Genomic DNA, 17,081 nt, shown 5'->3' with positions numbered 1-17,081 from the left:
CGCATGGGGCATGAGTTGCAGGACATATGGTTTTCCTATGGCGACCGGAGCGTGTTGTCGGGCGTCAGCCTGGAGTTGGAGTCCGGTTTGTTTCATGGCGTGCTTGGGCCCAACGGCAGCGGAAAAACAACCTTGCTGGATTTAATCTCCGGGCACTTGAAGCCCAACAAAGGCCGGGTTTTTCTGGAAGGCCGGGCCGTGGACAAAGCAGCCCGCAGGGAGCTTGCCCGGAAATGCGCTTTGGTTCCCCAGGATTTTCGGGTGAATTTTCCCTTTACCGCGGCCCAGGTGGTGATGATGGGCAGGTATCCCCACATAGGCCGGTTCGGCGCGCCTTCCCAGGAGGATTGGGACATGGTGGAAGAGGCCATGGAGTCCACGGGGACCAGGGATTTCGCCCAGCGTAACGTCACGGAGCTTTCGGGCGGGGAAAGGCAGCGGGTGGTTTTCGCCCGGGCTTTGGCCCAGAACGCCGAAACCCTGATTCTGGACGAGGCCACCTCCAATCTGGACGTCCGCCACACCCTGGCTCTCATGAGGCTGGCGGCGGACAAGGTGCGGGAGGCGGGCCTGACCGTCATCAGCGTGATGCAGGACATCAACCTGGCGGCCCGGTTTTGCCAGTCCCTATTGTTTTTGAAAAACGGCAAGGCCGCCGCCCACGGGCCGGTGGATGACATTCTGACCGAGCCGGTGATTCAAGCGGTGTTTGAGGTGAAATCCAAAGTATATTTTGACGAAACCATTCAGCGCAAGCAGGTGGTGTTTTTGTAATGATTCGATTTTTTGTTAATACAGCGATTTTGATTGTCTGCCTTGTTTTTTCGGCGGGTTTTGTTCAGGCTGCAGAGAATGACGATATTCTTGTGCTGCAGGATCACACCGGCGCTTCGCTCCAGGTTAAGGCTCCGTTCACAAGGATCATCTCTTTATACGGCGCTCACACCGATAACCTGAGGAATCTCGGCCTGGACGAGGAAATAATCGGCGTCAGCCCAAGCGACCACTGGCAAGGCAAAGCCGTGTTTTCCTACCACGACGGTCTGGAAAAATTCCTGGCGTACAAGCCGGATTTGGTCTTTACGCGTCCTATGATCAACCATGGATATCCCAGGCTTATTGAGGGCCTGGAAAAGGCCGGGATCGCGGTGGCTTCGTTTCAGCCGTCCACGGTGGAGGAAATGTTCGAGTATTGGGTTTCCTTGGGAATGCTTACGGGGAAGACCGCCGAGGCCCGGGAAATGGTCAGCCGTTTCAAGGAAGAGATCGCCCGGATCAGAAAAATCTCCGACGCCCTGCCTAATAAGAAGCGGGTTTATTTCGAGGCCATACACGACCGCATGAGGACCTTCACGCCGGGCTCCATGGCCGTTTACGCCCTGGAAGCCGCAGGAGGCGTAAACGCGGCGGCGGACGCAACCTCCGTGCGAGGCACCAACATCGCCTATTACGGCAAGGAGCGGATTTTATCCAAAGCCAGTGAAATCGATGTCTTTCTCTCCCAGGACGGCGCCATGAACCAGCCCACCCTTTCCATGATCATCAACGAGCCGGGTTTTGAAATCATCAAAGCCGTGCGCGAGGGCCAGGTTTATATCGTGGAGGAAAGGCTGGTTTCCCGGCCAACGGCGGCGCTGTTGGACGGCGTGCGGATTATCGGGGAAATCCTGTATCCCGAAGCCTTTGGCAAAGGAGGCGTGCAATGAAGGGAATCGTCATCGCGGGCGTGCATAGCGGGTGCGGCAAGACCACTATTACTCTGGGCCTCATGGCCGCCTTGCGCCGGCGCGGTTTGAACGTGGCGCCATTCAAGGTGGGGCCGGATTTCATCGACCCCGGCCACCATACCGCGATTACAGGCGTGCAAAGCCGCAACCTGGACGGCTGGATGCTGCCCCGGGAATGCAGCCTGGATATCTTGCTAAGAAACGCCGCTAATGCAGACATCGCCGTGGTGGAAGGCGTCATGGGCCTGTTTGACGGATACGACGGCAGAACCGAAGCCGGGTCCACGGCCCAGATGGCCAAGTGGCTGGGCCTGCCCGTGCTTTTGGTTGTGGACGCAAGGAGCATGGCCCGAAGCGCAGCGGCCGTGGTTCAGGGCTTTGAAAATTTTGATCCCGACCTGCAATTCGCCGGCGTTTTGTTCAATAAAGCCGGGAGCCCCACCCATTACCGCTATTTGCAGGAAGCCCTGGAAGGCAAAGTCGCCATGCCCTGCCTGGGCGGCGTTATCCGGAACGAGGACATATCCATCCCCTCCAGGCATTTGGGGCTTGTCACCAGCGAAGACCACGGCCTTGACCCGGGCATCCAAAACGCCCTGGCCGACCTGGTGGAGAACAACCTGGACCTGGACCATCTTCTTGCGTCCCTGCCGGATATTGCTTTGGAACCCGCTCCTCAGATGGAAAAAGCAGCGCCTCGCGTACGCATGGCCGCGGCCCGGGATCAGGCCTTTTGCTTTTATTATTCCGAGAATTTGGAGTTGCTGGAATCCTGGGGCGCAGAGATTGTGGAATTTTCCCCTTTGAAAGACTCTGGCCTGCCCGAAGATGTGGACGGCCTGTATTTGGGCGGAGGATATCCGGAGCTTCACGCCGAGGCGTTGGCAAGAAATACGGCGTTGAAAGAGGAAATTTTACAGGCGTGCCAGGAGGGCATGCCCATCTACGGCGAGTGCGGCGGCTTTATGGTTTTGTGCAAAACCCTGGAAGACCTGGACGGCCGGGAGCACCCCATGATCGGGTGCTTTGACCTGACCTGCCGCATGTCCTCCCGGTTACGGGCCTTAGGATACCGGGAAGTCACCTTTAATCAAAAAACCGTCCTGGGCGAGGCCGGCCTGTGCGTCAGGGGGCATGAGTTTCACTACTCCCAACTGGACGAACACGGCCGGAAGTCGGTTTACGACGCCGTTGACCGGTCCGGCGGCGCCCGAAGCGTGGACGGGTTTCAGGTGAACCGCTGCCTGGGCAGCTACCTGCACTTGCATTTTATGAGCCAGCCCAAGGCGCCCCAGGCCTTTGTGCAGGCTTGTCTTGAGTATCAAAAAGAAAGGAAAAACCGCTGATGCTGCCCCATGAAATCGAAGAGAAGAGCTTTGAAATTATTGACGAAGAGGCCGGAAATCATGGATTCGGCCTGGACGAATGGAAGATTGTCCGCAGGATGATCCACACCTCGGCGGATTTTGAATACATCGACATGGTGAGAATCCATCCCAAAGCCATTGAGGAGGGCGTCAGGGCCATTCAAAGCGGCTGCGCCATCGTCACCGACACCAACATGGCCAGGGTGGGCATCCGCAAGGACAACCTGGCGCCTTTTGGCTGCACGGTTTCCTGCCTCATGACTGACCCGGAAGTCGGCAAGGAAGCCAAGGAAAAAGGCCTGACCCGCGCCCACGTGGCCGCGGAAAAAGGCGCCGCCCTGGTGGAAAACGGCATTTACGCGGTGGGCAATGCGCCCACTGCCTTGCTGCATCTTCTGGACCTGATCGAAAGCGGCGCCGCCAAGCCCGCCTTGGTGGTGGGCCTGCCCGTGGGATTTGTCAATGCGGCGGAGTCCAAGGAGGCTCTTATTAAAACCGACATTCCCTACATCTCCAACCTGAGCCGTAAAGGCGGCTCCAACGTGGCTGTCAGCGTGATCAACGCCCTGGCATTGATCGCGCGCGAAAGGACTTAGTATGAATCCAGGAACCCTATATGGAATAGGCGTTGGGCCGGGAGACCCGAACCTCATAACCCTCAAAGCGGCCCGCATTCTGGGCGAAGTGGACGTGGTGTTCGCTGCATCCTCCACAAAGAACTCCCATAGCCAGGCCGTGGAGATCGCAAAGCCCCATCTTAAGGAGTCCGTCCCGGTCGAGATGATCCCTTTTCCCATGACCAAGAACATGGAAACCATGGAAAAGGCCTGGGAGAAAAACGCCCTGGACATCATCGCCGTTCTGGAAGAGGGCAGGAACGCCGCTTTTATCACCCTTGGGGATTGCATGACCTATTCCACATTCGGGTATGTGCTGAAGAACATCCAGCGGCTGGCGCCGCACATTGCCGTGGTCTCCGTGCCCGGCATCACGTCGTATCAGGCGGCGGCCTCCCGTCTTAACACGCCTTTGGTGGAAGGGGAGGAATCCCTGACCCTGCTTTCCGGCGTGAACGGGGGAGGGCGGTTTCGGGAGGTAGCGGATCACGCCGACAACGTGGTCTTTCTCAAAGCCTACAAGAACGCCGGAGACATCGCCCAGTCTTTGGGCGAGGCGGGCATGGACGGAAACAGCGTAGGCGTGGTTAAATGCGGCTTGGAAGACGAGCAGATCATCACCGACATCAACGTTTTTCGCGAAAAAGCCCCCAATTACTGGACCCTGATTATCTCCAAGAAGAGCAAGAATTTTGTCGCGCAGAAAAAAGAACAATAACCCCAGAGCCCTGGCCATTGGACTGCTAATAACCTTTGCAGCGCTCGGCGTGGGGCTCATGGCCGTCGATGGCCTGGAAGCCGCCAAACTTCCCTCCAAATTGCTGCTGCCCCTTGCCCGGCTTTTGTTGTTCGTCAGCATTGGATTGGTTGCGGCTCAGGCCATTGACTCCACAAACTGGACGGAGAAGCTGGGGTTTTTGGCAGCGCCCATGTTTCGCTTCGCCAATCTGGGCGCCCACTGCAGCGCGGCGTTTACAGCGGCTTTTTTCTCCGGGGTGTCGGCCAACGCCATGCTTTTGGATTTTTACAAGGAAGAGCGGATCACAAAACGGCAGTTGTTCCTGACCAATTTCATCAATCAGTTTCCGGCTTATTTTCTGCATCTGCCCGTGAGTTTTTTCATCGTGGTTCCGCTGACCAAAACGGCCGGATTGCTGTATTTTTTACTGACTTTTTTGGCGACCTGCTTAAGGACCGCGCTGTTTGCGTCCTACGGGCATTTTTTCATGAAGCCGGAAAACAAGGGCGAGCAGAATTTCGATGAGCAGGTAAAAAAGCCCGCCTCCCGCAAAAAGAAAAAACCCTTTTGGGAAGGGCTTAAGGCAAAGGTTCCAAGCCGGTTTGTACGGGTTGTCGCCTTTGTGGTCCCGACTTATACGGTGGTTTACGTCTTGACCGTTGCGGGCGCCTTTGACGCGTTGGAAACCCTTATGACCCGGTTTGCGGTTCAGGCTTTCATCCCGGTGGAATCGTTAAGCGTGGTGGTTTTGAGCTTCGCCTCGGAGTTTACGGCCGGTTTCGCCGCCGCCGGCGCCTTGATGGACGCGGGAAGCATCACGGTCAAGCAAACCGTCATCGCCTTGCTTTTGGGGAACATCATCGCTTTTCCCATTCGGGCGATCAGGCATCAACTGCCCCGTTACATGGGCATTTTTTCCCCCGGTATGGGCCTGCAAATGCTGTTGATGGGCCAGGGGTTTCGGGTGGCTAGCATTATTTTGGCAGGAGCGGTTTACTGGTTTGCAGGCTAAGGAAAAAAAGAAACTGAGACAGGGTTTCACCACGGGAACCGCCGCCGCTGCAGCTTCCAAGGCGGCCTTGCTGCATCTGCTGACCCGGGAGGCGCCCGGATTTGTGGAGGTGGATTTGCTGAACGGCCAATCCATGCAAATTCCTGTGGATTCCGTGTTTGTTGAAAACGGCCAGGCCGAGGCGGTCATCATCAAGGACGCGGGAGACGACCCGGACATCACCCACAAAGCCCGGATCGGCGCCAAAGTTTGTCTGATCAAGGAGCCTGGCGAGGTGAAGATAACCGGCGGCCAGGGCGTGGGCGTGGTCACCAAGCCGGGGTTGGAAATCCCGCCCGGAGAGCCGGCCATCAACCTGGGGCCGCGGCAAATGATCCGGCAGTCCGCTGAACAGGCCCTGGCTTTTTGCGAAAACGCCTTGGGCGTCAGCGTGGAGATTTTTGTGGAAAACGGCCGGGAGCTGGCAAAAAAAACCCTGAACCATCGCCTGGGCATTGAGGGCGGCCTATCCATATTGGGCACCACGGGGCTGGTCAAGCCTTTGTCTCATGAGGCCTACATCGCCGCCATCGAGTCGGCCCTGTCCGTGGCCAAAGCCTGCGGTTCGGACCACGTGGTTTTGACCACCGGGCGCCGGACCGAAAAGCACGCCCAGGCCTTTTTTAAGGAATTGCCCGAAGAGGCGTTCATCCAGATTGGGGATTTTTTTCAAATGTCCATGCAGGGCGTGTTAAAAAATCAGTTGGCCCAAACCACCTTGGCGGTTTTTTTCGGCAAAGCCCTGAAAATGGCCCAGGGCATACCCCACACCCATGCATCCAAGTCCAGCCTGACCATGGATTGGCTGGCCGGGCATGTGCGGGAGCTTACAGAGGATGATGCCCTGGCCGGGGAAGTCGCCCGGGCCAACACGGCCCGCCATGCTTTCGGCATGGTTTATCCTGACCATCCCAAGGTTTTGGAACGGGTGGGGGAGCATATGATCAAATCCGCGTCCGGCTTTTGCGATGGAAAGTCTCGAATCCGGGCGATCATATTCGACTTTGAGGGTAATATGGCCTTTGATTCCATGGAAGGGAGTCAAACTCATGAGTAACCGGGTTCAAGTAGTCGGCATGGGATTGTCGCCCAGGGATCTCACCCAGACGCACCTGGAAATCATCCAACAGGCCCAGGTGCTGGTTGGCGGCAAAAGGCATTTGGAGTCTTTTGAAGGCGTGGATGCTATCAAACGGGAGATTGCCGGCCCTATATCCGAACTGGTTGATTTCATTAAGGAAAGCATGGCGGATAAAAGGGTGGTTGTGCTGGCCTCGGGCGATCCGCTGTTTTTCGGCATCGGCAAGACGCTCATCAACCGCCTGGGCGCTGAAAACGTGGTCATCCACCCCAACGTCACCAGCATGGCCGCTGCCTTCGCCCGGCTGAACCTGCCCTGGCAGGAGGCTTATTGGGTCAGCCTGCACGGTAAAAAGGGCTTGTCTCCCTTGAAAAAAGCCATGGATGAGCACGACTTGTTGTGCGTGCTCACCGACCCGGCCAACAGCCCGGAAGTCATCGCAGAGGTTGTTAGAAAGCACGGCTATTCCTGGAACATGCGGGTGCTGGAAAAACTGGGCGATGACGAGGAAAAGGTATCGCAAATCGATCCATGCGCCTTTGATTTCGCTGCATTCGCCCAGCCCAACGTGGTTGTGCTTCAAAAAGGGGACCTATCCGATCCTCCCGGCCCCTTGCGGCTTGGAACCCCGGATCACTGGTTCATTCACGAAAAAGGGTTGATTACCAAGGCGCCGGTTAGAACCCTCAGCTTGTCCATGCTGCAACTGGAGCCTGCCCATATCCTTTGGGACCTTGGCGCGGGCAGCGGCTCCGTGGGTCTGGAAGCCGCGTTGTTTTTGCCCCGGGGCTTTGTATACGCCGTGGAGAAAAACCCAGCGCGGGTAGGGCAAATCCAGGCCAATGCAGAGCGATTCAATGTGAAAAATCTATCCGTTCTCCAGGCGGATGCGCCGGAAGGCCTGGACGGTTTACCCCGGCCCGATCGGGTGTTCATCGGCGGCGGAGGGAAAGGCCTCTCTGATGTATTGGGCGCAGCCATGCAGGCTTTGAATCATGAGGGAAACATCGTGATCAACACGGTTTTGCTGGAAACCCTGAATCAGGCCGTCTCCTTACTGGAGGAAAAGGGTTTTGCGGTCAGCCTGACCCAGGCCCAGATCAGTCAATCCAAAAACATGCCATGGGGCAGGCGCATGGAGGCGTTGAACCCCGTGTGGATTATAATGGGAGAAAAAGGAAAATAATATGGAAAAACATCCCGTCATATTTACGGGTGCAGGCCCGGGAGCGCCGGACCTCATCACGGTCAGGGGCATGAAAGCCCTGGAAAACGCGGATTACATCCTTTACGCCGGGTCGCTGGTTCCGGAAGCTGTGCTCCAATGGGCGAAGAGCGGCTCGGCAGTGGAAAGCAGCGCGGGCATGCACCTGGACGAAATGGTGGAGAAGATGGCCCAGGCCTGGAGCGAAGGAAAAAAAATTGTCCGGCTGCATACCGGCGATCCGTCCTTGTACGGCGCCGTGCGTGAGCAAATGGCCAAACTGGACGAACGAGAAATCCCTTATGAAGTCATCCCCGGGGTGACGGCGGCGTTTGCCGCAGCCGCCGAGCTGAAGGCGGAATACACCGTGCCCAACATCTCCCAGACGCTCATTTTCACAAGAATTTCCGGCCGCACCCCGGTGCCGGAGAAGGAATCCCTTCTTTCATTGGCCGAGCACAAGGCTTCCCTGGCCATCTACTTGAGCGCGAGCATGGCAGACGAGGTGGCGGACATCCTCTCCAAGACCTACGGCGAGCAGGCTTCCTGCGCCATCGCTTACAAGGTCAGTCATCCGGAGCAAAACATCATCCTCACAACCGTGGACAAAATGGCCGGGATCATGGAAGATAACAAGATCAACCGTCTGGCTTTGATCATTGTGGGCCCGTTTCTGGACGCCAAGGGAAACGCCCAGTCCCTGCTGTATAACAAGAGCTTTTCCCATGGGTACCGGGAGGAAGCATGACCGATTGGTCCGAAAAAAAACTGGCGGTCTGGGCCATGACGCCCAACGCCGCAGAATTGGCCCAAAAGGTTAAGGCTGCATGGCCAAGCGTGGAGTTGTATTTCTCCTCCAAGCTGAAAATGGACGGGGCCGACGGTGAGTTCACGTTGCTCTCCCGAACTCTGGGCCAGGTCTGGAGCCAATACGACGGCCATTATTTTATCATGGCTACGGGCATTGTGGTCCGGGTGATCGCCAATCTGATGGAGGACAAAACCAAGGACCCGGCGGTCATCTGCGGCGACGAGGCCGGGCATTTTGTCATCAGCCTGGTTTCCGGTCATATCGGCGGCGCCAACGAATTAGCCAGGGAGCTTGCCTCCATCCTGGACGCCCAGCCGGTCATCACCACGTCCACGGACGTCAACCAGGCGCCCAGCATTGACGTCATCGCCAGGGAGCAGGGGCTGTATATTGAAAACAAGCGGGCCATCAAGCACGTGAGCATGGCGTACATCAAGGGCCAGGCCTTGCCCATGCACGACCCCTACAATCTGATCAAACCCCACATCCCTCACGAATTGATCGAGGAGCCGGCCATGTTCACCCCAACCCGGTCCGGGGTGTTTGTGGATTACCAGGCGCGGGACCTGCCCGGATTGGTGCTGGTTTTACGGCCCAAGTGTTTAGTGGCGGGCATCGGCTGCCGGAGGGGCGTTTCCAAACACGAGCTGGAAGCGCACGTTCGAGAAGTTTTTAAGGCGCAGGGCTTGTCCATGCACAGCCTGGCCCGGATCGTCTCCGTGGACCTCAAGGCGGATGAGCCCGGCCTGCTTCAACTGGCCGAAGATCTGGACGTTCCCATTCATTTTTATTCAACCGACGAACTGGATCAGGTGAAGATGGTTCCCAATCCCTCTCCCCTGGTGGACAAGCACATAGGAGTAAAAAGCGTATGCGAAGCAGCAGCCATTCTGGCGACGGGCCGGAGAAACCTGATAACGCCCAAACAGGCCGGCAAAACGGCGACCGTAGCCATAGCGGCAATGCCCTTTACATAGTGGGGACCGGCCCGGGCGCCGAATTCCATATGTCCGGCAGGGCCAAAGAAGTGCTCGGGTTTGTGGACATTGTGGTGGGTTACAAGACCTACCTGGAGATCATCGAACCGGTCATCCAGGGCAAGAAAACTTTGGCCACGGGCATGACTAAAGAGGTGGACCGGGTGGAGGCCGCCATTGACGCAGCATTGAAAGGCCAATCCTGCGCCTTGGTTTCGGGCGGAGATCCCGGCGTGTACGCCATGGCCGGTCTGGTTTTGGAAATTTTGGCGACCCGTAATATCGCCTGCAATTCGTGTGACGCCGGCGCTGAGGGAAGCCTGAACGTGGAGGTGGTCCCCGGCATTCCGGCTTTATGCGCGGGCGCGGCCTTGCTGGGCGCGCCTTTGACCCACGATTTTGCAGCCATCAGCCTGAGCGATTTGCTCACGCCCTGGGAATTGATCGAAAAGCGCATTGCCGCGGCCGCCTCGGCGGATTTCGTCATCGCCATATACAACCCCAAAAGCAAAAAGCGCGACTGGCAGTTGAACCGGGCCAGGGAGATCATCCTGGAGCATCGGGCGGGCGCCACGCCTGTGGGCGTCGTCACTGGCGCCATGCGGGAGAATCAGCGCATTCAGTTATCTTCGCTGCAGGATTTGGATAAGGCGGACGTGGGCATGCAAAGCATCGTGTTTATAGGGAACTCCTCAACCTTCATCCATGGGGATTTGATGATCACCCCCCGGGGATACAGCAAGAAGTACGATATATGAAGCAGGAAAATAAAAAAGCCAAATGCCTGGCCGCCTTCGGCACAGGCTCGGACGTGGGAAAAAGCGTGATCGCCACGGCCTTATGCCGGATTTTTTCCGACAAAGGCTATGCAGTCAGCCCGTACAAGGCCCAGAACATGTCCAACAACTCGGGCGTCACCCCCGAAGGGTTGGAAATGGGCCGGGCCCAGATCGTCCAGGCGGAGGCGGCCCGGGTTCCCCCCCATGTGGATATGAACCCGGTGCTCTTAAAGCCCGTAACCCAGATCGGCTCCCAGGTGGTTTTGCTGGGCAAGGTCTTGCAGGATTTTTCCGCCGTGCAATACCACAAGGAAAAAGCCCGGCTGTTTGACGCGGCCTGCCAGGCCCTGGACCGCCTCCGCGCGGAAAACGACGTGGTGGTTATGGAAGGCGCGGGCTCCTGCGCCGAGGTCAACCTCATGGCACGGGACATCGTAAACCTGAAAATGGCCGCCTATGCGGACGCGCCGGTCATCCTCACCGCGGACATCGACCGGGGCGGGGTTTTCGCTCAGATTGTGGGCACTTTGGCCTGCCTGGAAAAGGAGCAGCAGGACCAGATAGCCGGATTCATCATCAACCGTTTTCGGGGGGATATAACCCTGTTCAAGGACGGCGTGGATTGGATCCAAAAGAAAACCGGCAAACGGGTTTTCGGGGTGCTGCCCTGGTTCGATCATTTTCATATTCAGTCCGAGGATTCGGTGGTGATCGAGCACCCCGAGGCCAAAACCGATCCCTCCAAAACCCCCACGGTTTTGGTGGTCCGCATTCCGCATATTTCCAATTTTACGGATTTCGACCCTTTGTTTCAGGTGAAAGGCCTGGGCGTTGATTTTGTGGAACGCGTGCGGGACCTGACGCCGTACAAGGCAGTCATCCTGCCCGGCTCCAAAAGCACCCGGAACGACCTGGACTGGCTGGAGCAGACGGGCTGGACCGCCAAAATTAGGGAGTATGTGCAAAGCGGCGGGCGCGTTTTGGGCGTTTGCGGCGGCTACCAGATGCTGGGCAAAGAAGTGCAGGACCCAGGCGGCCTGGAAGGAAAGCCCGGCGCTACCGAAGGCCTGGGCCTTCTGCCTCATGTCACGGTTCTCAAGGCGCCCAAAACCACCACTTTGTCCAACTTTGAATGGGACGGCGTTTCCGGCGCTGGATACGAAATCCACATGGGCCAGACCGCCTTGCCCGAGGATTTGAATTCCGGAAAGGAGCGGTCCCAAGGTTTGTTCAAGGTTTTGGATCGCAACCAGCAAGCCTGTCAGGACTACGACGGCGCCATGTCGGACAACGGCCGGGTGATGGGGACGTATATGCACGGCCTCTTTGATTCTCCGGCGGTCCTGAAGAAGTGGCTGAAAAGCCTGGGCCTGGAAGGTCTGGAAATCACGGAAGAGTCCGGCATGCAGGCCAGGGACCGGCAATACGACATGCTGGCCCGGCATTTTGAAAAGCACGTGGATGTTGACGCCCTCATCAAGGAGGCCATGGAATAATGAAGCCGGTTTTGGTGATTGGCGGATGCCGGTCCGGAAAAAGCTCCATTGCTTTGGACTTGGCTAACGCTCAGGATGTTTCGGAAAAAGTTTTCATCGCTACATGCCAGCCCTTGGACGATGAAATGGAGGATCGGGTGGCCCGGCATCAGGCGGATCGGGGCGACGACTGGCAAACCGTGGAAGAACCCGTGGAACTTGCCAAAGCCGTTGCGGACAACGCCCGTCCGGGCCGGGTGATTCTGGTGGACTGCCTGACCCTATGGATTTCCAACCTGGTTTTGGCGGACAAGACTCAGGATCAAATCGCGGATAAGGCGAAGGAATTGGCTGAGGCCATTCAAAAGGCGCCGTGCCCGGTCATTTTGGTTTCCAACGAAGTGGGCGCCGGAATCGTGCCGGAAAACGCCTTGTCGCGCCTTTTTCGGGACGCGGCGGGCAAGGTCAACCAGATCATGGCAAAAGCCTGCGATCAGGTGCAGTGGGTGGTTGCGGGCATTCCCGTAACCATCAAAGGATAGTTGGTTTTAGAATGGATTTAAAAAAGCGGCTTACAAATTCTCGTTTCATGGAGCGCCTGTGCGGACTGCGGGGCGCCACGCAGTTTCTCACCACCCTGCCTGCGGGCGAGGTTGAATATTTTGACGCCTCGGTCATGGTCGCCTGGTTTCCCGTGGCGGGGTTGATCCTGGGCTTTATCACGGCTTGCTTTGATTTTTTGGCGCTTAACGTCTGGCCGCCTTCCACGGTTGCGGTTTTGGACGTGGTTTTGCTGGCGGCCCTATCCGGCGCCTTGCATCTGGACGGACTCTCCGATGCGGCCGACGGCCTGTTTTCCCACCGTCCCCGGGAGCGCGCCCTGGAAATCATGAAGGACAGCCGCATAGGCGTCATGGGGCTGGTCGCCGCGGCCGCCTGCTTGGGGATCAAGTGGGGCGGCCTGTCAGGCCTGGAGCATCACCGGTTTTTAGCGATTACGGCGGCGCCTGCCCTGGCCAGGGGAAGCATGCTTTTCGGCATGAGATTTTTGCCCTACGGCAGGCCAAGCGGCACGGGCGGATCGTTTTTTGAAAAGCCCCTGCCCATGAAAGCCTTTTTCCCTTTGGCGATCCCCGTATGCTTGATCCTGGGAATGGGCGCGGCCGGGGTGATGACCATTGCGGCCTTCGGCGTTTCCACCTTTGCTCTCCTGGCCTTTTACAAGGCCAAGATGGGCTGCATCACCGGCGACATGTTGGGCGCCATGAACGAAGTGAACGAGGCTCTGGCCTTGCTCATGCTGTCAGGAGCCTGGACATGATTGCAGGACACGGCGGAAACATCGCCGAAGCAGCGGCGAAAATGGGTCTGACGCCCTCCGGCATTATGGACATGAGCTCCAACACCAACCCACTGGGGCCCATGCCGGGCATGCTGGAGCATCTTAAAAACTCCATGGACTGCGCCGTAAATCTTCCCGAAGCGGACGCGGGCTCCACAACCCGGGCCTTTGCGGATTTGCACGGCATGGACCCGGCAAAGGTGCTGGCCGCGGGCGGAACCACCCAGTTCATATACTCCTTGCCAAGGATTCTTTCCTCCGGCAAAGCTTTGGTTTTGGGGCCGACCTATGCGGATTATGCCGACGCCTGCGCCATGAATAAGATGCCTTTCGCCCGAGGCTTTACGGAACCAGGCGACAGCTTCAAGCACGATCTTCCGGACATGGTCAAAGCCGCCAAGGACAGCCAGCTGGTCTTTTTGTGCAATCCCAACAACCCCACGGGCGATCTGTACTCCCGAGACAAAATCCAATGGACGGCGGGGAAATGCCCCGGGACGGTTTTTGTGGTGGACGAGTCGTACCTTCCCTTTGTCCGGGACTATGCGGACTATTCTTTGGCGAAAGCCGGGATGGATAACGTGATTGTCCTGAGTTCCTTTTCGAAAATTTTCAAGGTTCCCGGCCTGCGGATCGGCTTTGCTATCTCTCCCCCAAGACTGAAAGAAAAGCTGGAGGCCTTTCAACTCCCCTGGAGCGTGGGCAGCCTGGCCCAAAAGGCGGTGCAATTCGCTCTGGACAACCGGGAAGACGCCCTGGCTTATATTGCAAAAACAGCCGAATACACGGCCCGGGAGCGAAAGGCCATGGAGGACAGGGCGGCCCGGGCCGATGGTCTGACAGCCTTTCCCGGTGCAACGCCTTTTGTGCTTTTTAGACTCCCTGAAGGCCTCGACTCTCAGATCGTCTGGCAAAAGATGCTGGAAAAACGTCTATTGATACGGAATTGCTCCAACTTCCAGGGATTGGGTCCGGCCTACGTTCGCATTTCCCTGAAAGATCCCCAATCCAACGCCAGGGCCGCGGACCTGTTGGCCTCGCTGGCGAACGATTTTATGGAAAAGGAAAGTGCATGACCCCCGATTTGCCCCTGCCTCTGTGGCAGGCCCTTATCATCGCATTCGTCCTGGACATGATCCTGGGCGACCCCCAGGGCATGCCCCATCCCATCCGTCTTATGGGGCGGTTGATTGAAGGCTGGGAGCAGCCTTTTCGGCGCCTTTCAGTCCCTACGGTCTGGGCCGGGGCTTTGTTCACGTTATGCCTTGTTGCCCTGGTTTGGTTCTCAGGCTGGCTGGTTTTGGCTTTAGGGGCCGCAATTCATCCCTGGTTGGGCGCCGTTCTGGAAATAGTCATCCTGTATTTCAGCATCGCCCCCCGGTGCCTGGACAAGGCGGCTTACGCCGTGGAGAAGCCCCTTCGCCAGGGAGAAACGGAAAAAGCCAGGGCCGAGCTTTCCATGATTGTTGGGCGGGAAACAAGGGATTTAACGCCTACTCAGATGTGCAAGGCGGCCGTAGAAACCGTGGCGGAAAATTTTGTGGACGGGGTTCTGTCGCCTTTGTTCTGGATCGCCGTGGGAGGCGCTCCGGCGGCCATGGCGTTCAAGATGACCAGCACCCTGGATTCCATGGTGGGCTACAAAAACGAGCAATACATCCTTTTCGGCAAGGCCTCGGCCCGGTTGGACGACGCCGCCAATTTCATCCCGGCGCGCCTTTCCATCCCCATTATCGCCCTGGCGGCCCGCATGATGGGGCTTGCGCACCAAAAGGCGTTTAAGACGGCCGTGTTGGAGGGGAAAAACCACAAAAGCCCCAATGCCGGATACCCTGAAGCCGCCTTTGCAGGCGCTTTGGAAATCAGGCTGAACGGCCCGGCCGTGTATCACGGCGAGCTGGTGGACAAGCCCTTTTTGGGAGAACAATTCGGCGATCCCGGAGCGGAGCACATCACAAAGGCGCGGCGCCTCATGCTGGCCGCGTCTTTTTTGGGATTGCTTTTCGCCGTCTTGGCAGCGGCGGCATCTTAAAATAATCAAAGGAGTTTAGCAGTGGAGACAAAGATCAAAAACCTTCAGGACGTCCTGGACAGCATCCAGCCCATTGATGAATCCATGGTGGAGCAAGCCAAAGAGCACACGGCCAAGCTGGCCGTGCCGCCCAGGGCTTTGGGCCGGTTGCATGATATTGGAGAAAAGTTGTGCGGAATTATGGGCGTCCAGGATCCGGACGTCTCCTCCAAGGCCGTGATCGTCATGGCCGGAGATCACGGCATTGTTGACGAGGGCGTGAGCGCCTTTCCCCAGGAGGTTACCGGGGAGATGGTCAAGAATTTCCTGGCGGGCGGCGCAGGCATTAATTGCCTGTGCCGGCATGTGGGCGCCAAGGTCATCGTGGTGGACATGGGCATGAAGGTGGACCCGACGAGCCTGGGGCTGGAAACCGGCGACATTTTCTTTTCCCACAAAATCGCTCCGGGTACGGAGAATTTCGCCAAAGGCCCGGCCATGACCAAAGAGCAGGCGGAAAAGGCCATCCTGTGCGGGTTTGAAAGGGCGTCCGCTCTGATAAACGAAGGCGTTCAGGTGCTTGGAACCGGCGACATGGGCATTGGCAACACAACCCCTTCCGCAGCCATCGGCGCGGTTTTGACCGGCGCCGGGCTGGACGACATGACCGGCCGGGGCACGGGCGTGGATGACCAAGGCCTCAAGCGTAAAAAGGCCGCCATCCAAAAAGGAATCGACGTGAACCAGCCCAATCCCAAGGACGGCCTGGACGTTTTGGCCAAGGTGGGCGGCTACGAAATCGCGGGCATTGCCGGCATCGTTCTGGCTGCCGCTTATCATAAGAAGCCAGTGGTTATCGACGGGTTCATCTCCACGGCGGGCGCTTTGATCGCCCAGGCTTTATGCCCTCTGGCCGGGCAATACATGTTCGCCGGGCATTGCTCGGAAGAGCCGGGACACAAGCTCATGCTGGACCATTTGGGCCTTAAGCCCATCCTGGATTTAGGCCTTAGGCTGGGCGAAGGCACCGGAGGCGCCTTGGCCATGAATATTCTGGAAGCGTCGGTCAAGGTGTTCAAGGAGGTTTTGACCTTTGAGCAGGCGGGCGTGACCAACAAGGAATAGATGCCTCCGGGAATGACGCCAGGTTGCCGGCAAACAAGATGCGGCATTCCAACTTAAAAGGTATTTGTTGGGTTTCGTCCATATGCTTCCGGCTTTGAGCATTGCTCCCGGCGCAAAGAAAACAGCCTCAGAGGAAAGGTCTCCAAAACTCTACCCAACCTACTATTTTTACATATAAAATGTAGGTTGGGTAGAGCGTGGGGACGGCATATTGAAGTCCCATGACCTATATGTTTTGAGGGATCTCTTTCAGGTGGTTCTCTCTCCCTGCGAAACCCAACAAAATGATCCCTTGCACATCTATTTCAAGCAATACACCCCGAGATCGGTTTCATGTCGGGTTTGAAGTCCATCAGCGCTTTCGCCCGTGTGAAGTGCAAAGCCGGACTTCTTATACCAAGTTGCGTTCAAAAAGGTAAGAATATTTCAGGAAAAAATCAAAAAGACGCTGGGTCCCGGCTTGCGGACGATCCTAAAAAGCAGGATCGCCCTTGCCGGGATGACGATTATTTGCGGTAAGCGAAAGAGCAAAGGGCGCTTGAAGCCCTTTTATGAGGATGCCGGGGGCGGCCTCTCCCCCTCTTTGTCCGGCATGGCCGCCGCTCTCCGTCATCCCCGTGGAGGGAGGGCGGCGGGATGATTGCGGTTGTTTTGCAATCATCGTGACGCAATCCCGGAAACGGGGACCCATCGTCTTTCCCGAATAGCGCCGGGGTGTGGATCCAAAGCCCGGAAAACGAATGAGCAAATTACTCAAATGACAGCAACTTGGTAT

18 protein-coding genes are annotated in these 17,081 nt (G+C 57.4%); 17 read left to right on the top strand and 1 reads right to left on the bottom strand.

What is annotated here, in order from left to right:
- The first annotated feature begins 15 nt into the window (after nt 1-15).
- The 17 genes from BUE18_RS19655 to cobT are packed head-to-tail and all read left to right on the top strand — an operon-like array spanning nt 16 to nt 16,306.
- Nucleotides 16-774 (top strand): ABC transporter ATP-binding protein, encoded by a 759-nt coding sequence (locus tag BUE18_RS19655; protein WP_244549349.1) that lies wholly within the window; start codon nt 16-18, stop codon nt 772-774.
- Nucleotides 774-1,706 (top strand): ABC transporter substrate-binding protein, encoded by a 933-nt coding sequence (locus BUE18_RS19650; protein ID WP_073477890.1) that lies wholly within the window; start codon nt 774-776, stop codon nt 1,704-1,706. Before BUE18_RS19655 ends, BUE18_RS19650 begins: the two co-directional genes overlap by 1 nt.
- Nucleotides 1,703-3,073 carry a cobyrinic acid a,c-diamide synthase CobB gene (locus BUE18_RS19645; protein ID WP_073477889.1) on the top strand — a complete coding sequence of 457 codons (1,371 nt, stop codon included), beginning with the start codon at nt 1,703-1,705 and terminating at the stop codon, nt 3,071-3,073. The genes BUE18_RS19650 and BUE18_RS19645 overlap by 4 nt, the downstream gene beginning before the upstream one ends.
- Nucleotides 3,073-3,690, top strand: coding sequence for a precorrin-8X methylmutase (locus BUE18_RS19640; protein WP_073477888.1), 618 nt, complete (start codon nt 3,073-3,075; stop codon nt 3,688-3,690). Before BUE18_RS19645 ends, BUE18_RS19640 begins: the two co-directional genes overlap by 1 nt.
- Nucleotide 3,691: 1 nt before the next feature.
- A complete protein-coding gene (gene cobI / locus BUE18_RS19635; protein WP_073477887.1) occupies nt 3,692-4,429 on the top strand; it encodes a precorrin-2 C(20)-methyltransferase in 738 nt (245 codons plus the stop codon).
- A complete protein-coding gene (locus tag BUE18_RS19630) occupies nt 4,404-5,462 on the top strand; it encodes a nucleoside recognition protein (protein WP_083611166.1) in 1,059 nt (352 codons plus the stop codon). Before cobI ends, BUE18_RS19630 begins: the two co-directional genes overlap by 26 nt.
- Nucleotides 5,452-6,558, top strand: coding sequence for a cobalt-precorrin-5B (C(1))-methyltransferase CbiD (gene cbiD / locus BUE18_RS19625; protein ID WP_073477886.1), 1,107 nt, complete (start codon nt 5,452-5,454; stop codon nt 6,556-6,558). Before BUE18_RS19630 ends, cbiD begins: the two co-directional genes overlap by 11 nt.
- The gene (locus BUE18_RS19620) at nt 6,551-7,768 is read left to right on the top strand and encodes a bifunctional cobalt-precorrin-7 (C(5))-methyltransferase/cobalt-precorrin-6B (C(15))-methyltransferase (RefSeq protein WP_073477885.1); all 1,218 of its coding nucleotides are present in this window, start codon (nt 6,551-6,553) and stop codon (nt 7,766-7,768) included. The genes cbiD and BUE18_RS19620 overlap by 8 nt, the downstream gene beginning before the upstream one ends.
- A 1-nt stretch (nt 7,769) precedes the next feature.
- On the top strand, nt 7,770-8,534 hold the full coding sequence (cobM, locus tag BUE18_RS19615; RefSeq protein WP_073477884.1) for a precorrin-4 C(11)-methyltransferase: 765 nt from the start codon (nt 7,770-7,772) through the stop codon (nt 8,532-8,534).
- Nucleotides 8,531-9,574, top strand: a complete 1,044-nt coding sequence (locus BUE18_RS19610) for a cobalt-precorrin 5A hydrolase (RefSeq protein WP_073477883.1) — start codon at nt 8,531-8,533, stop codon at nt 9,572-9,574. The genes cobM and BUE18_RS19610 overlap by 4 nt, the downstream gene beginning before the upstream one ends.
- A 29-nt stretch (nt 9,575-9,603) precedes the next feature.
- Nucleotides 9,604-10,332, top strand: coding sequence for a precorrin-3B C(17)-methyltransferase (gene cobJ, locus BUE18_RS19605; protein WP_244549348.1), 729 nt, complete (start codon nt 9,604-9,606; stop codon nt 10,330-10,332).
- The gene (locus tag BUE18_RS19600; protein WP_073477881.1) at nt 10,329-11,849 is read left to right on the top strand and encodes a cobyric acid synthase; all 1,521 of its coding nucleotides are present in this window, start codon (nt 10,329-10,331) and stop codon (nt 11,847-11,849) included. The genes cobJ and BUE18_RS19600 overlap by 4 nt, the downstream gene beginning before the upstream one ends.
- A complete protein-coding gene (gene cobU, locus BUE18_RS19595; RefSeq protein ID WP_073477880.1) occupies nt 11,849-12,370 on the top strand; it encodes a bifunctional adenosylcobinamide kinase/adenosylcobinamide-phosphate guanylyltransferase in 522 nt (173 codons plus the stop codon). The genes BUE18_RS19600 and cobU overlap by 1 nt, the downstream gene beginning before the upstream one ends.
- A gap of 11 nt (nt 12,371-12,381) precedes the next feature.
- Nucleotides 12,382-13,149, top strand: a complete 768-nt coding sequence (gene cobS, locus BUE18_RS19590) for an adenosylcobinamide-GDP ribazoletransferase (protein WP_244549347.1) — start codon at nt 12,382-12,384, stop codon at nt 13,147-13,149.
- Nucleotides 13,146-14,246 carry a pyridoxal phosphate-dependent aminotransferase gene (locus BUE18_RS19585; protein WP_073477879.1) on the top strand — a complete coding sequence of 367 codons (1,101 nt, stop codon included), beginning with the start codon at nt 13,146-13,148 and terminating at the stop codon, nt 14,244-14,246. Before cobS ends, BUE18_RS19585 begins: the two co-directional genes overlap by 4 nt.
- Nucleotides 14,243-15,202: an adenosylcobinamide-phosphate synthase CbiB gene (cbiB, locus tag BUE18_RS19580; RefSeq protein WP_073477878.1), complete on the top strand. Its 960-nt coding sequence runs from the start codon at nt 14,243-14,245 to the stop codon at nt 15,200-15,202. The genes BUE18_RS19585 and cbiB overlap by 4 nt, the downstream gene beginning before the upstream one ends.
- 21 nt (nt 15,203-15,223) lie before the next feature.
- The gene (gene cobT, locus BUE18_RS19575; protein ID WP_073477877.1) at nt 15,224-16,306 is read left to right on the top strand and encodes a nicotinate-nucleotide--dimethylbenzimidazole phosphoribosyltransferase; all 1,083 of its coding nucleotides are present in this window, start codon (nt 15,224-15,226) and stop codon (nt 16,304-16,306) included.
- Between the two features lie 472 nt (nt 16,307-16,778).
- Here cobT and BUE18_RS28340 read toward each other — a convergent pair.
- On the bottom strand, nt 16,779-17,081 hold a 303-nt coding region (locus tag BUE18_RS28340), incomplete at its 5' end, for a hypothetical protein (protein ID WP_211482825.1).

Source organism: Desulfatibacillum alkenivorans DSM 16219 (genome assembly GCF_900142135.1).
Taxonomy (GTDB): Bacteria; Desulfobacterota; Desulfobacteria; order Desulfobacterales; family Desulfatibacillaceae; genus Desulfatibacillum; species Desulfatibacillum alkenivorans.
This window is presented reverse-complemented; position numbering and strand designations above follow the sequence as displayed.